The organism is Streptomyces griseicoloratus (assembly GCF_014534645.1).
Taxonomy (GTDB): Bacteria; Actinomycetota; Actinomycetes; order Streptomycetales; family Streptomycetaceae; genus Streptomyces; species Streptomyces griseicoloratus.
Genome location: NZ_JACVQF010000184.1, coordinates 1 through 15,045, shown reverse-complemented (window position 1 = coordinate 15,045; position 15,045 = coordinate 1). Strand labels below are relative to the sequence as shown.

At 70.9% G+C, this 15,045-nt stretch carries 12 protein-coding genes; 11 read left to right on the top strand and 1 reads right to left on the bottom strand.

All coding sequences use genetic code 11. The annotated features are described in order from the left end of the window. Positions 1-258 precede the first annotated feature (258 nt). Positions 259-1,203 (bottom strand): hypothetical protein, encoded by a 945-nt coding sequence (locus tag H0H10_RS11410; protein WP_188180778.1) that lies wholly within the window; start codon positions 1,201-1,203, stop codon positions 259-261. A 327-nt stretch (positions 1,204-1,530) separates the two neighbouring features. Here H0H10_RS11410 and uvrC point away from each other — a divergent pair, with 327 nt between their 5' ends. The 11 genes from uvrC to H0H10_RS11355 form a co-directional block, all read left to right on the top strand. After that, positions 1,531-3,624, top strand: a complete 2,094-nt coding sequence (gene uvrC, locus H0H10_RS11405) for an excinuclease ABC subunit UvrC (protein WP_188180777.1) — start codon at positions 1,531-1,533, stop codon at positions 3,622-3,624. Beyond that, complete coding sequence (rapZ, locus tag H0H10_RS11400; protein WP_188180776.1) at positions 3,621-4,637, top strand: RNase adapter RapZ; 1,017 nt, start codon at positions 3,621-3,623, stop codon at positions 4,635-4,637. The genes uvrC and rapZ overlap by 4 nt, the downstream gene beginning before the upstream one ends. Then, the gene (locus H0H10_RS11395) at positions 4,634-5,725 is read left to right on the top strand and encodes a gluconeogenesis factor YvcK family protein (protein WP_188180775.1); all 1,092 of its coding nucleotides are present in this window, start codon (positions 4,634-4,636) and stop codon (positions 5,723-5,725) included. Before rapZ ends, H0H10_RS11395 begins: the two co-directional genes overlap by 4 nt. After that, positions 5,716-6,705, top strand: a complete 990-nt coding sequence (whiA, locus tag H0H10_RS11390; protein WP_188180774.1) for a DNA-binding protein WhiA — start codon at positions 5,716-5,718, stop codon at positions 6,703-6,705. The genes H0H10_RS11395 and whiA overlap by 10 nt, the downstream gene beginning before the upstream one ends. A gap of 150 nt (positions 6,706-6,855) precedes the next feature. Beyond that, positions 6,856-9,810 carry a M14 family metallopeptidase gene (locus tag H0H10_RS11385; protein WP_188180773.1) on the top strand — a complete coding sequence of 985 codons (2,955 nt, stop codon included), beginning with the start codon at positions 6,856-6,858 and terminating at the stop codon, positions 9,808-9,810. A 227-nt stretch (positions 9,811-10,037) separates the two neighbouring features. Beyond that, positions 10,038-11,045 carry a type I glyceraldehyde-3-phosphate dehydrogenase gene (gene gap, locus H0H10_RS11380; protein ID WP_188180772.1) on the top strand — a complete coding sequence of 336 codons (1,008 nt, stop codon included), beginning with the start codon at positions 10,038-10,040 and terminating at the stop codon, positions 11,043-11,045. 135 nt (positions 11,046-11,180) lie between these two features. Continuing rightward, positions 11,181-12,392: a phosphoglycerate kinase gene (locus tag H0H10_RS11375; RefSeq protein WP_188180771.1), complete on the top strand. Its 1,212-nt coding sequence runs from the start codon at positions 11,181-11,183 to the stop codon at positions 12,390-12,392. A gap of 6 nt (positions 12,393-12,398) precedes the next feature. Next, complete coding sequence (tpiA, locus tag H0H10_RS11370) at positions 12,399-13,175, top strand: triose-phosphate isomerase (RefSeq protein WP_188180770.1); 777 nt, start codon at positions 12,399-12,401, stop codon at positions 13,173-13,175. A 106-nt stretch (positions 13,176-13,281) separates the two neighbouring features. Continuing rightward, positions 13,282-13,518 carry a preprotein translocase subunit SecG gene (secG, locus tag H0H10_RS11365; RefSeq protein ID WP_188180769.1) on the top strand — a complete coding sequence of 79 codons (237 nt, stop codon included), beginning with the start codon at positions 13,282-13,284 and terminating at the stop codon, positions 13,516-13,518. A gap of 214 nt (positions 13,519-13,732) precedes the next feature. Next, complete coding sequence (locus H0H10_RS11360) at positions 13,733-14,068, top strand: RNA polymerase-binding protein RbpA (protein ID WP_003976875.1); 336 nt, start codon at positions 13,733-13,735, stop codon at positions 14,066-14,068. Positions 14,069-14,200: 132 nt separating this feature from the next. Further along, a partial coding sequence (locus tag H0H10_RS11355; protein WP_507227369.1) for a phosphoglucose isomerase-related protein occupies positions 14,201-15,045 on the top strand: 845 nt, incomplete at its 3' end.

Below are 15,045 nucleotides of genomic sequence, written 5' to 3'. Positions count from 1 at the left end.
CCGCGCGACCGCCCTCCGGGCCGTGCGTGCCGTCTTCCGTGGTCCGGTTCCGCCGGGGCCACGCGCGCCCCTCCGGGCCGTGCGTGGTGTCCCGGCGTTTCCCCCCGGCGCCGTCCCGGCGTCTCATCCCCCGTGGTCCCGGGCGTCGTACTCGCGGCGGTCACGGGCGTGGCATTCCCCTCCGCCGGGACCGCGCGTCTCGTCCCCGGGAGCAGACCCGCCCTGGCCCGCCCGGTCCGCTCCGTCAGGCGCGCCCGCTCACTCCCACTCCCACGCGATCCCCACGATCCCGGACCGCACCCGCGGCTCCACGAGGTGCACCGAGTGGTGCAGCGTGCTCAGGGGCAGCTCCTGCCGGCCGCCGCGCGGCGCCGCCACGGAGTGCTGTGTGAACCGGTGACAGCGCGCCGGCAGGGCGGCCTCGAAGCACACCTGGAGCGCGTACTGCCCGCCCGCCGACCCGAACCCCCGCACGTACTCGCGCGACGTGCCGGCGGTGCCGTCCTCGACGCCGTAGCGGAAGAGGTACGTCTCGCCGGCCCGCAGCCGTCGGTCGAAGAGCAGCTCGGCCACGAGCACACCGGTGTCGTGGTGCATGCGGACGCGGCCCGTACGGCAGTTCTCCAGAGCCTCGACGGCCATCCGCGCGGGCGCGCAGCCGGGATCGCCGTGGTGGACGGCGACGAAGCGGTCGACGCCGTCCCGGTGTGCGCGGACGATGTGCTGCGACTCGCGCCCCGCCAGCTCGCGGTGCGCCCCGATCCGGACCCGTTCGTGGAGCCCGAGGGTGTGCAGCCCGCCGTCCGCCGGGTGACCCAGCTCGGCCAGCAGCCGGTCCAGAGCGCCCGAGGCCTCCATGCAGGAGCGGTAGGTGCGGGCCGCGGGCCGCTGCGCCGACGGATGGCCGTCAGCCTCGGTGAGCAGGCGGATCAGCGACTCCTCGGGGAGCCGGAGGATCTCCTCCAGGGCCCGTACGGCACGCAGCGACTCCGGGCGCCGGGGGCGACGGGCGCCCTGCTGCCAGTAGCTGAGACTCGTGACGCCCACCTTCACCCCATGGCGCGACAGATGGTGCTGCACACGCTGCAACGGCAGTCCGCGAGCGGCGATCGCGGCGCGCAGGGCGACGTGGAAGGGGCCACCGCGCAGGGCCGAGTCCAGGTCCGCGGTGGCGACGTCCGCGTGCTGTGTGGCGAGCGGCATGCAGGGGCCTTTCTCTGAGGGGTCACGACGGCTGGTCAGACCGTCGGCGCGGATCCGTCGGGGCCGCCCCGGATGCGGCGCAGGCGCGTCTTCACATCCGTACGCCGCGGTTCAGGCCCCGAGTTCCCCCGCATTGAAGCGTGTTGACCAAGCCCCGACAACACCTCGCGCCCGGCGGTGACGCGGTACTGGCCGAGAACGCACCGGGCTGTCTCCGGGAGGGGCACGGAAGGTGATCCACGGGTCGGCGTGCGGTCGTCCACAGGCTTGCGGCCGGTCGTCCACAGCCTCGCCGGAGTGTCGGTCCTCGCCAGTAGGGTGTGAGTCATGGCCGACCCCTCCAGCTACCGCCCCAGGCCGGGTGAGATCCCGGACTCCCCGGGGGTGTACAGGTTCCGTGACGAGCACCGCCGGGTGATCTACGTCGGAAAGGCGAAGAGCCTGCGCCAGCGCCTGGCGAACTACTTCCAGGACCTGGCGAACCTCCACCCCCGCACCCGCACGATGGTCACCACGGCCGCGTCCGTGGAGTGGACCGTGGTGTCCACGGAGGTCGAGGCGCTGCAGCTGGAGTACTCCTGGATCAAGGAGTACGACCCCCGGTTCAACGTGAAGTACCGCGACGACAAGAGCTACCCCTACCTCGCGGTGACGATGAACGAGCAGTTCCCGCGCGTCCAGGTGATGCGCGGCCACAAGAAGAAGGGCGTGCGCTACTTCGGGCCGTACGGGCACGCGTGGGCGATCCGCGACACGGTCGACCTGCTGCTGCGCGTGTTCCCGGTGCGCACCTGCTCGGCCGGCGTCTTCAAGAACGCCGCCCGCACCGGCCGCCCCTGCCTGCTCGGCTACATCGGCAAGTGCTCGGCGCCCTGCGTTGAGCGGGTCTCCGCCGAGGAGCACCGGGAGCTGGCGGAGGAGTTCTGCGACTTCATGGCCGGCCGCACGGGCACCTACCTGCGCCGCCTGGAGAAGCGGATGACCGAGGCGGCCGAGGAGATGGAGTACGAGCGGGCGGCCCGGCTGCGCGACGACATCGAGGCCCTGAAGAAGGCCATGGAGAAGAACGCGGTCGTGCTCGCCGACGCGACCGACGCCGATCTGATCGCCGTCGCCGAGGACGAGCTGGAAGCGGCCGTCCAGATCTTCCACGTGCGCGGCGGCCGGGTGCGCGGCCAGCGCGGCTGGGTCACCGACAAGGTGGAGGAGATCACCACCGGTGCCCTCGTCGAGCACGCCCTCCAGCAGCTGTACGGCGAGGAGACCGGCGACGCCGTCCCCAAGGAGGTCCTCGTCCCCGCCCTGCCCGACCCGGTGGAGCCCGTCCAGCAGTGGCTGACCGGCCGCCGCGGCTCGGCCGTCTCGCTGCGCATCCCGCAGCGCGGCGACAAGCGGGCCCTCATGGAGACCGTGCAGCGCAACGCCCAGCAGGCGCTGGCCCTGCACAAGACCAAGCGCGCCTCCGACCTGACCACGCGCTCGCGCGCGCTGGAGGAGATCGCCGACGCCCTGGAGTTGGACAGCGCCCCGCTCAGGATCGAGTGCTACGACATCTCCCACCTCCAGGGCGACGACGTCGTCGCCTCCATGGTGGTCTTCGAGGACGGGCTGGCCCGTAAGAGCGAATACCGACGCTTCCAGATCAAGGGTTTCCGGGGTCAGGACGACGTCCGTTCCATGCACGAGGTGATCACCCGCCGCTTCCGGCGCTATCTCGCCGAGAAGGAGAGGACCGGCGAGTGGGCGGACGGCGAGGAGCCGGGGCACGCGCAGCAGCCGGCGGACGCGCGGCAGCCGGTGGACGTCCCGGCGCTCAAGGACGACGACGGCCGCCCCAAGAGGTTCGCGTACCCGCCGCAGCTCGTCGTCGTCGACGGCGGGCAGCCGCAGGTGGCCGCGGCCCGGCGGGCCCTGGACGAGCTGGGCATCGACGACATAGCGGTGTGCGGTCTCGCCAAGCGCCTGGAGGAGGTGTGGCTGCCCGGCGAGGACGACCCGGTGGTCCTGCCGCGCACCAGCGAGGGCCTGTACCTGCTGCAGCGTGTCCGTGACGAGGCCCACCGCTTCGCGATCACCTACCAGCGCACCAAGCGGGCCAAGCGGTTCCGGTCGAGTCCCCTGGACGACGTTCCCGGACTGGGGGAGACCCGCAAGCAGGCGCTGATCAAGCACTTCGGTTCGGTGAAGAAGCTGCGGTCGGCGACGATCGACCAGATCTGCGAGGTACCCGGCATAGGCCGCAAGACGGCCGAGACCATCGCCGCGGCCCTCGCCCAGGCGGCCCCGGCCGCGCCCGCCGTGAACACGGCGACCGGAGAGATCATGGAAGACGAGGACGGGGCGCCCGAGACGACGGCGGACGCCCCGGGGGAGCCCGTGTCCGCGGGCGCCCCGGAAGAACGACGGGGGCAGGAGAGATGACCGACCACGAAACACGACCCACAGCGGCACGAGATCAGGCAGGCGGCACGGCCGGCGAGGGCACGGGCCCGCAGAGCGCGGTCCCCGACGGGCGCAAGGACGACGGAGCACAGGTGAGTACGCCCAAGGAAGCAGCCGGGGTGCCCGACACGGCCATCCCCGAGCTGGTGATCATCTCCGGCATGTCCGGGGCCGGCCGCTCGACGGCCGCGAAGTGTCTGGAGGACCTCGGCTGGTTCGTCGTCGACAACCTCCCTCCCGCGCTGATCCCCACCATGGTGGAGCTCGGCGCCCGCTCGCAGGGCAACGTCGCCCGGATCGCGGTCGTCGTCGACGTCCGCGGCCGGCGCTTTTTCGATAATCTGCGCGAATCCCTCGCCGACCTCGACGCCCGCGGCGTCACCCGGCGCATCGTCTTCCTGGAGTCCTCCGACGAGGCCCTGGTGCGCCGCTTCGAGTCGGTCCGCCGCCCGCACCCCCTGCAGGGCGACGGACGCATCGTCGACGGCATCGCCGCCGAGCGCGAACTGCTGCGCGAGCTGAGGGGCGACGCCGACCTGGTGATCGACACCTCCAGCCTCAACGTGCACGAGCTGCGCGCCAAGATGGACGCCCAGTTCGCCGGCGAGGAGGAGCCCGAGCTGCGGGCCACCGTCATGTCCTTCGGCTTCAAGTACGGCCTCCCGGTCGACGCCGACCTGGTCGTGGACATGCGCTTCCTGCCCAACCCCCACTGGGTCCCGGAGCTGCGGCCGTTCACCGGCCTGAACGACGAGGTGGCGGCGTACGTCTTCAACCAGCCCGGTGCGAAGGAGTTCCTCGACCGCTATGCCGAGCTGCTGCAGCTGATTGCCGCGGGCTACCGTCGTGAGGGCAAACGCTATGTGACCATCGCCGTCGGCTGCACCGGCGGCAAGCATCGCTCCGTCGCCATGTCGGAGAAGCTCGCCGCCCGGCTCGCCGCCGAGGGTGTGGAGACGGTGGTCGTCCACCGGGACATGGGACGGGAATGACACGACGTACTCCGCGGCTGAGCAGGCTGCGCCGGGTGGTGCCCGAGGGGCGGGGCGGCAGATCCGCCGACCTCCGCACGGGCCGGCCCGAACAGGCGCGCGGTGGCAGGCCGCGCCGCCGGGGCACCCAGCCCAAGGTCGTCGCGCTGGGCGGCGGCATGGGCCTGTCCGCCTCGCTCGCCGCACTGCGCCGGATCACCGGCGACCTCACCGCCGTCGTCACCGTGGCCGACGACGGCGGCTCCAGCGGGCGCCTGCGCGACGAGCTGGGCGTCCTGCCGCCCGGCGACCTGCGCAAGGCGCTGGCCGCGCTGTGCGGCGACGACGACTGGGGCCAGACCTGGGCCCGCGTCATCCAGCACCGCTTCCAGTCCAAGGGCGACCTGCACGAACACGCGGTCGGCAACCTGCTGATCGTCGCCCTGTGGGAGCAGCTCGGCGACCACGTCCAGGCCCTGGACCTGGTCGGCAAGCTGCTCGGCGCGCACGGGCGCGTGCTGCCCATGTCCGCCGTACCGCTGGAGCTCCAGGCCCTGGTCAAGGGCCATGACCCGGACCGGCCGGAGGACGTCGACACCGTCCGCGGCCAGGCGACCGTCGCGCTCACCCCCGGCGAGGTGCAGTCCGTGCACCTCGTGCCGAACGACCCGCCCGCCGTCCCCGAGGCGGTCGACGCGGTCCTGGACGCCGACTGGGTGGTGCTCGGCCCCGGCTCCTGGTTCTCCTCGGTGATCCCGCACCTGCTCGTGCCCGACCTGCTGGACGCGCTCATGGAGACGAAGGCCCGCCGGGTGCTCTCCCTGAACCTCGCCCCACAACCCGGAGAAACCGAGGGCTTCTCCCCGCAGCGTCATTTGGAGGTTTTGGGACGACACGCCCCTAAACTCGCCCTGGACGTGGTGCTGGCCGACGAGGCCGCCGTGCCCGACCGTGACTCGCTCACCGACGCCGCGAAGCGGTTCGGGGCCGCGGTCGAGCTGGCTCCGGTGGCCCGGACCGACGGGACCCCGAGACACGACCCGGAGCTGCTGGCCGCCGCGTACGACCGTATTTTTCGGATGCATGGAAGGATCGGCCCATGGCGATGACGGCAGCGGTGAAGGATGAGATCTCCCGGCTCCCCGTCACCCGGACCTGCTGCAGGAAGGCGGAGGTCTCGGCCGTCCTGCGGTTCGCCGGCGGCCTCCACCTGGTGAGCGGGCGCATCGTGATCGAGGCGGAGCTGGACACCGCGATGGCGGCCCGCCGCCTCAAGCGGGACATCCTGGAGATCTTCGGCCACAGCTCCGAACTGATCGTGATGGCGCCGGGCGGCCTGCGCCGCGGCTCGCGTTACGTCGTCCGGGTGGTCGCGGGCGGTGACCAGCTGGCCCGCCAGACCGGCCTGGTCGACGGCCGGGGCCGGCCGATCCGCGGGCTGCCGCCGCAGGTGGTCTCGGGGGCCACGTGCGACGCCGAGGCGGCCTGGCGCGGGGCCTTCCTGGCGCACGGATCGCTCACCGAGCCGGGCCGCTCCTCCTCCCTGGAGGTGACCTGCCCGGGCCCGGAGGCCGCGCTCGCCCTGGTCGGCGCCGCCCGCCGGCTGTCGATCGCCGCCAAGGCCCGCGAGGTGCGGGGCGTGGACCGGGTCGTCGTCCGCGACGGCGACGCGATCGGCGCGCTGCTCACCCGGCTCGGTGCCCACGAGTCCGTGCTGGCCTGGGAGGAGCGGCGGATGCGGCGCGAGGTCCGCGCCACCGCCAACCGCCTCGCCAACTTCGACGACGCCAATCTGCGCCGTTCGGCCCGCGCGGCCGTGGCCGCCGGTGCCCGGGTGCAGCGCGCGCTGGAGATCCTCGGCGACGACGTCCCCGAGCACCTCGCCGCCGCCGGCCGGCTGCGCATGGAGCACAAGCAGGCCTCGCTGGAGGAGCTGGGCGCGCTCGCCGACCCGCCGCTGACCAAGGACGCCGTGGCCGGCCGGATCCGCCGGCTGCTGGCCATGGCCGACAAGCGCGCCTCCGACCTCGGCATCCCCGGCACGGAGGCCAACCTCAGCGAGGAGCTGGCCGACAACCTCGCCGGCTGACCGCACACGGCCAAAGCGCCGGTGCCGGCGCCCACTTGGGTGACCGGCACCGGCCTTTTCGTGTCGTTGCCGCGCTCTTGACTCGATCTTGGAGTGTCATGAGCCTGGCAACCTGTTCGCTGCTGTGGCGAACCACCTCAAGGGGGGTTCATGAGACATAGAGCGAGATCGATCCTCGCCGTCGGCGCGCTCCTGATCGGCGGAGCGAGTCTGGTCCCCGTCGCCCAGGCACAACCCGCGGTCCCCGCCGCCGCGGACCCGGACGAAGTGAAGGTCTTCCGCGCCGAGGTCACCCGGGAGCAGGTACCCCTGCTGCTGGCCGCGGGCCAGGACGGCCACGAACTCGGCGAGCAGGTGCCCGACAAGGGCACCGCCACCGTCGAGGTCTACCTCACCGACCAGCAGGCGCGGAAGCTGGAGAAGCGGGGCGTCGACCTCACCGAGCACACCCTCTCCGGCACGGCCGAGCGGCGCGCCGCAGCGGCCGCCGAGGGCGTGTTCCGCCCGTACAGCGGCAGCGGCGGCCTCAAGGAGGAGATCGTCCGCACCGCGCAGGAGAACCCCGGCCTCACCAAGGTCGTCTCCATCGGCAAGACGGTCCGGGGCCAGGACATCCTGGCGCTGAAGCTCACCAAGAACGCCAAGAAGACCCGGGACGGTTCACGGCCCGCCGTCCTCTACATGTCCAACCAGCACGCACGCGAGTGGATCACGCCGGAGATGACGAGGCGTCTGCTCCACCACTACCTGGACAACTACGGCAAGGACCGGCGGATCAAGAAGATCGTCGACTCCACCGAGCTGTGGTTCGTCCTGTCGGCCAACCCCGACGGCTACGACTACACGTTCGAGAGCACCGACAACCGCCTGTGGCGCAAGAACCTGCGCGACGTCAACGGCGACGGCGCCATCAGCACCGGCGACGGCGTCGACCTCAACCGCAACTTCGCCTACAAGTGGGGCTACGACGACGAGGGCTCGTCCCCCAACCCCACCAGCCAGACCTACCGCGGCTCGGGCCCGAACTCCGAGCCCGAGACCAAGGCCCTGGACGCCTTCCAGAAGCGCATCGGCTTCCAGTACGGCATCAACTACCACTCCGCCGCCGAACTCATCCTCTACGGCGTCGGCTGGCAGGTCGCCACGGACACCCCGGACGACGTCCTCTACAAGGCGCTCGCCGGCACCCCGGACAACCCGGCGATCCCCGGGTACCACCCGCAGGTCTCCTCGGAGCTGTACACCACCAACGGCGAGGCGGACGGCCACGCGGCCAACGTCAACGGCATGGCCATGTTCACGCCCGAGATGTCGACCTGTCAGACCGCCTCCGACGTGGACCCGGACGACGCCTGGAACGCCTCCGACTGCCTGTCGATCTTCACCTTCCCGGACGACGAGAAACTGATCCAGCAGGAGTTCGCCAAGAACGTCCCCTTCGCGCTCTCCGTCGCCGAGTCCGCCGCCCACCCCGACCGGCCGTCCTCCGCGGTCGGCCTGGAGGCCGCCGACTTCACCCCGGCGGCGTTCGACACGTCGTACGCGCGCGGCGCCGACCAGGAGGTCTCGGTCGTCGTACGCAAGTCCGTGCGCGACAAGGAGCTGAAGTACCGCGTCGACGGCGGCCGTACGCACGGCACGGAGCTCAGGGCCTGGCGGGGCGGCGAGACGTACGGCGGCGACGACAACCTCCACTTCGACGAGTACCGGGCGAAGGTCGAGGACGCCGGTCCGGGCGACGAGGTCGAGGTCTGGTTCACCGGCAGGACGAAGGACGGCAAGCGGACCGAGAGCGAGCACTTCACCTACACGGTCGCCGAGCGGCCCCGCGCGGACGTCCTCGTCGTCGCCGAGGAGGGCGCAGAGGCCACCCACGCGCAGACGTACGTGGACACGCTGAGGGCGAGCGGCAGGAGGGCCGCCGTGTGGGACGTCGCCGCACAGGGCGCCCCCGACGCACTCGGCGTCCTCGGCCACTTCGACACCGTCGTCCACTACACCGGCGCCGCCACCCCCGGCAACGCCACCCAGCTCCAGCTCCGCGCCTACCTCAACGAGGGCGGCAAGCTGATCGAGGCGGGCGAGCAGGCCGGCGGCAGCGTCGACCTCGGCGGCGGCAACCCGTCCGACGACTTCAGCCAGTACTACCTCGGCGCCTACACCCGCACGTCGACCCCCGGAGCCACCGCCTTCACCGGCTCCGGCCGCCTCGGCGGCGTCGGCGGCGCGCTCGGCGACGCCCCCGGCAACCCGCTGGACAAGGCCGGCACCTACAGCGTGACCTCGGACCAGCTGCCCGTCGACACCTACCCGCAGTTCGCGAGCGCGGGCGCCGGCCGGTTCGCCGGGACGGTCAACCCGTACGGGCCCTACGCCGGCTCGTACATGGCCGCCGCCGTCCACACCGACGACGCCTACAAGCGGCTCACCCGCACCGTCGACCTCACCGGCGTCAGCGCCTCGGACCGGCCCACGCTGCGCACACGGCTGCTGTGGGACACCGAGCGCGGCTACGACCACGCGCTGGTCGAGGCGCACACCACCGGCGCGGACGACTGGACCACGCTCCCCGAGGCGGGCGGCGCGACCGGCACCGCCGTGCCCGCCGAGTGCGGGGCCGGCTACTACGTGGGCGAGCACCCCTGGCTGAAGCACTACCTGACCCTGTCCGACGACGGCTGCACCGCCACCGGCACCACCGGGAAGTGGAACAGCCTCACCGGCTCCTCCGGCGGCTGGCGGCAGGTCGAGTTCGACCTGAGCGCCTACGCCGGCAAGTCCGTCGAGGTGTCGATCGCCTACGTCACCGACCCCGGCAGCGGCGGACGCGGTGTCCTCGCCGACGAGGCCTCGCTCGTCGTCGCCGGCACGGAGACGGGGACCGAGGGCTTCGAGACGTCGCTGGGCGCCTGGCGGGCGTCCGGGCCGCCCCCGGGCAGCCCGGCCGTGCTGAAGGACTGGACGCGCACCGGCACCCTCTTCCAGACGTACGGAGCCGTCACCACGGACGACACCGTGCTGCTCGGTTTCGGACTGGAACACCTCACCGCGCCGGCCGACCGGACGGCGCTGATGAAGCAGGCGCTGAACGCCCTGAACGGGTGACGTCCCCGGTCAAAAGGGGCTGATGCGCCGTAGCGAAATCGGGTGATCGGTCCCCGTGGCCCGGGCGGTCCGTACCCCTACTGGCGGGTACGGACCGCCGTGCCGGGTATGGGGCGTCTCGATGTCACCCCCGACGCCTCGGAGAGGTAGGGTCGGGGGTGGTCGGGGACATCCCAAATACAGCTCGCCGGCACATCGGGCCGGCGTACCAACGAGGAGATCGGTTCGTGACGATCCGCGTAGGCATCAACGGCTTTGGCCGCATCGGTCGTAACTACTTCCGCGCGCTGCTGGAGCAGGGTGCAGACATCGAGATCGTGGCTGTCAACGACCTGGGTGACACCGCGACCACCGCGCATCTGCTGAAGTACGACACCATCCTCGGCCGCCTCAAGCAGGAGGTCTCGCACACCGAGGACACCATCACCGTCGGCGACAAGACCATCAAGGTCCTCTCCGAGCGCAACCCGGCCGAGATCCCCTGGGGCGAGCTGGGCGTCGACATCGTGATCGAGTCGACCGGCATCTTCACGAAGAAGGAAGACGCCGAGAAGCACATCGCCGGCGGCGCGAAGAAGGTCATCATCTCCGCCCCGGCGAAGAACGAGGACGTCACCATCGTCATGGGTGTCAACCAGGACACCTACGACCCGGCGAACCACAACGTCATCTCGAACGCCTCCTGCACCACCAACTGCGTGGCGCCGATGGCGAAGGTCCTCGACGAGAACTTCGGCATCGTCAAGGGCCTGATGACGACGGTGCACGCGTACACGAACGACCAGCGCATCCTGGACTTCCCGCACAAGGACCTGCGCCGCGCCCGCGCCGCCGCCGAGAACATCATCCCGACCACCACCGGTGCCGCCAAGGCCACCGCCCTGGTGCTGCCGCAGCTCAAGGGCAAGCTGGACGGCATGGCCATGCGCGTCCCGGTCCCCACCGGCTCCGTCACCGACCTGGTGGTCGAGCTCTCCCGCGAGGTCACCAAGGAAGAGGTCAACGCCGCCTTCCAGAAGGCCGCCGAGGGCGAGCTGAAGGGCATCCTGGAGTACACCGAGGACGCGATCGTCTCCTCGGACATCGTCAACGCCCCGGCGTCCTGCACTTTCGACTCCTCCCTGACCATGGTCCAGGAGGGCAAGAACGTGAAGGTCATCGGCTGGTACGACAACGAGTGGGGCTACTCCAACCGCCTCGTCGACCTGACGGTCTTCGTCGGCAACCAGCTCTGATCGACTGGAGCAGGCACCTCGATGCGGTGACAGGGCTCGGACGGCGTACGGTCACGCCGTCCGAGCCCTGACTCGCGTCCAGCACCACCAGCCCTCGTAGGATCACGAGCGATCAACAGCCCCTGGAGCCCCTGCATGAAGACGATCGACGAACTCCTCTCCGAAGGCGTCGCGGGTAAGCGTGTCTTCGTCCGCGCCGACCTGAACGTGCCGCTGGACGGCACCACCATCACCGACGACGGCCGCATCCGCGCGGTAGTGCCCACCGTCAAGGCCCTGGCCGACGCGGGCGCGCGCGTGATCGTCGCCTCGCACCTCGGGCGTCCCAAGGGCGCCCCCGACCCGGCCTTCTCGCTCGCCCCGGCCGCCGCCCGGCTCGGCGAACTCCTCGGCGCCGAGGTCGCCTTCGCCGGCGACACGGTCGGCGAGTCCGCCACGTCCACGGTCGCCGGCCTCGCCGACGGCCGGGTCGCGGTCATCGAGAACCTGCGCTTCAACGCCGGCGAGACGTCCAAGGACGACGCCGAGCGCGCCGCCTTCGCGGACCGGCTCGCCGCTCTCGCCGACGTCTACGTCGGCGACGGCTTCGGCGCCGTGCACCGCAAGCACGCCTCGGTCTTCGACCTGCCGAAGCGCCTGCCGCACTACGCCGGGTACCTCATCGCCACCGAGGTCGGCGTCCTGAAGAAGCTCACCGAGGACGTCCAGCGCCCCTACGTGGTCGCCCTCGGCGGCGCCAAGGTCTCCGACAAGCTCGCCGTCATCGACCAGCTGCTCGGCAAGGCCGACCGGCTCCTCATCGGCGGCGGCATGGCCTACACCTTCCTCAAGGCCAAGGGCTACGAGGTCGGCATCTCCCTCCTCCAGGAGGACCAGATCCCGGCCGTCACCGAGTACATGGAGCGCGCGGAGAAGAACGGCGTCGAGCTGGTCCTCCCCGTCGACGTCCTGGTGTCGGACGAGTTCCCGGACCTGAAGACGAAGGCTCCGGCCAACCCCGCCACCGTCGCCGCGGACGCCATCCCGGCCGACCAGGAGGGTCTGGACATCGGTCCCGAGACCCGCAAGCTGTACGCCTCGAAGCTCGCCGACGCGGCCACCGTCTTCTGGAACGGCCCCATGGGCGTCTTCGAGCACCCCGACTACGCCGAGGGCACCAAGGCGGTCGCCCAGGCCCTCGTCGACGCCCCGGGCTTCACCGTGGTCGGCGGCGGCGACTCCGCCGCGGCCGTGCGTACGCTCGGCTTCGACGAAAAGGCATTCGGCCACATCTCGACCGGCGGCGGCGCCTCCCTCGAATACCTCGAGGGCAAGACGCTCCCCGGCCTCGCCGCACTGGAGGACTGACCCCGCATGACCACTCGCACGCCGCTGATGGCGGGCAACTGGAAGATGAACCTCAACCACCTGGAGGCCATCGCCCACGTCCAGAAGCTCGCCTTCGCCCTCGCGGACAAGGACTACGAGGCCGTCGAGGTCGCCGTCCTGCCGCCCTTCACCGACCTGCGCTCCGTGCAGACGCTGGTCGACGGGGACAAGCTCAAGATCAAGTACGGTGCCCAGGACATCTCCGCCCACGACGGCGGTGCCTACACCGGCGAGATCTCCGGCCCGATGCTGGCCAAGCTGAAGTGCACGTTCGTCGCGATCGGGCACTCCGAGCGCCGGCAGTACCACGGCGAGACCGACGAGCTGGTCAACGCCAAGGTCAAGGCGGCCTACAAGCACGGCCTGACCCCGATCCTGTGCGTCGGCGAGGAACTGGACGTCCGCGAGGCGGGCAACCACGTGACCCACACCCTCGCCCAGGTCGAGGGCGGTCTGAAGGACCTCCCGGCCGAGCAGGCCGAGACGATCGTGATCGCCTACGAGCCGGTGTGGGCCATCGGCACCGGCAAGGTCTGCGGCGCCGAGGACGCCCAGGAGGTCTGCGCCGCCATCCGCGGCAAGATCGCCGAGCTGTACTCCCAGGAGCTCGCCGACAAGGTCCGCATCCAGTACGGCGGCTCCGTGAAGGCGGGCAACGTCGCCGAGATCATGGCGCAGGCCGACATCGACGGCGCCCTGGTCGGCGGTGCCTCGCTGGACGCCGACGAGTTCGTCAAGATCGTGCGCTTCCGCGACCAGTAGATCGATCAGTGAGTATGCGGTAGCGGCGATACGTCGTACCCTTGCGGGGTCCAGCACTTTCGCTGGACCCCGTCGTCCATCGGAATCCGAGGAAGTTGGTCCAGCCGTGGTTTTGGGGTTCTCGATCGCCCTGATCGTCTTCAGCCTGCTGCTGATGCTCCTGGTGCTGATGCACAAGGGGAAGGGCGGCGGCCTCTCCGACATGTTCGGTGGCGGCATGCAGTCCTCCGTCGGCGGCTCCTCGGTCGCCGAGCGCAACCTCGACCGGATCACCGTGGTGATCGGTCTGCTGTGGTTCGCGTGCATCATCGTGCTCGCTCTGCTGATGAAGGCGAACAACTGATCGGCGTCGCCCGTCGGCACGCACGTGCGCACGTAAGGCCCCATGTTCGGTACGCGTCTGTGAGCGCGGCCTATCATGGGGCTTGCGTCTGAGTGCGGGGGGTTGTAACTCCAACCACTGGACGCGCGTTGGGCCTTACGTAGACTGAGGCGCTCTCGCAGCGAAGCGAAACGCCGACTCGCTTTGCGGCACCATCACGCAGGGAGTTACGACCGTGGCAAGTGGCAACGCGATCCGGGGAAGCCGGGTCGGGGCGGGGCCGATGGGCGAGGCCGAGCGCGGCGAGTCCGCGCCGCGTCTGCGCATCTCCTTCTGGTGCTCCAACGGACACGAGACGCAGCCGAGCTTCGCCAGCGACGCGCAGGTCCCCGAAACCTGGGACTGCCCGCGCTGCGGCTTCCCCGCCGGGCAGGACCGGGACAATCCGCCGGACCCGCCGCGCACCGAGCCCTACAAGACGCATCTGGCGTATGTGCGCGAGCGCCGCAGCGACGCGGACGGCGAGGCGATCCTCGCCGAGGCGCTGGCCAAACTGCGGGGCGAAATCTAGATGTCGACGGTCCGGCCGGGCACCGAAGGGTGCCTGGCCGGAGCGGTTTCGACCGCCTTCTTCACCGCTGATCAATTAGGTTGGGACAGCCGGGACAGCTGGGACACCTAAGGAAGAAGGCTGAAGTCCGACATGAACGCAGACGGCCGTACCAGGCTCAACCAGATGCCCGAATGGACCGCGCTGGCCAAGCACCGTGAGGAGCTCGGCCAGGTGCGGCTGCGCGAGCTGTTCGCCGCCGACCCGGAGCGCGGCACCGGCTACGCGCTGCGCGTGGGCGACCTGTACGTCGACTACTCCAAGAACCTCGTCACCGACGAGACCCTGCGGCTGCTGCGGGAGCTGGCCGCGGCCACCGACGTCTTCGGGCTGCGCGACGCCATGTTCCGCGGCGAGAAGATCAACAACACCGAGGACCGGGCCGTGCTGCACACCGCGCTGCGCGCCCCGCGGGACGCGGTGATCGAGGTCGACGGGGAGAACGTCGTGCCCGCGGTGCACGCCGTGCTCGACAAGATGGCCGCCTTCGCCGAGCGGGTCCGGTCGGGGGAGTGGAAGGGCCACACCGGCAAGCGCATCAGGAACGTCGTCAACGTCGGCATCGGCGGCTCCGACCTCGGCCCCGCCATGGCCTACGAGGTGCTGCGCAGCTACACCGACCGCGACCTGACGGTCCGTTTCGTCTCCAACGTCGACGGCGCCGACCTGCACGAGGCCACCCGCGACCTGGACCCGGCCGAGACGCTGTTCATCATCGCGTCGAAGACGTTCACGACGATCGAGACCATCACCAACGCCACCTCGGCCCGCTCCTGGCTGCTGGACGCCCTCGGCGACGAGGCGGCCGTCGCCAAGCACTTCGTCGCCCTGTCGACCAACGCCGGGAAGGTCGCCGAGTTCGGCATCGACACGGCCAACATGTTCGAGTTCTGGGACTGGGTCGGCGGCCGGTACTCGTACGACTCGGCGATCGGCCT

Coding starts and splice junctions, on each gene's coding strand:
- H0H10_RS11385 (WP_188180773.1), top strand. CDS start 6,856: ATGAGACATAGAGCGAGATCGATCCTCGCCGTCGGCGCGCTCCTGATC.
- H0H10_RS11395 (WP_188180775.1), top strand. CDS start 4,634: ATGACACGACGTACTCCGCGGCTGAGCAGGCTGCGCCGGGTGGTGCCC.
- uvrC (WP_188180777.1), top strand. CDS start 1,531: ATGGCCGACCCCTCCAGCTACCGCCCCAGGCCGGGTGAGATCCCGGAC.
- H0H10_RS11410 (WP_188180778.1), bottom strand. CDS start 1,203: ATGCCGCTCGCCACACAGCACGCGGACGTCGCCACCGCGGACCTGGAC.
- whiA (WP_188180774.1), top strand. CDS start 5,716: ATGGCGATGACGGCAGCGGTGAAGGATGAGATCTCCCGGCTCCCCGTC.
- rapZ (WP_188180776.1), top strand. CDS start 3,621: ATGACCGACCACGAAACACGACCCACAGCGGCACGAGATCAGGCAGGC.
- H0H10_RS11375 (WP_188180771.1), top strand. CDS start 11,181: ATGAAGACGATCGACGAACTCCTCTCCGAAGGCGTCGCGGGTAAGCGT.
- tpiA (WP_188180770.1), top strand. CDS start 12,399: ATGACCACTCGCACGCCGCTGATGGCGGGCAACTGGAAGATGAACCTC.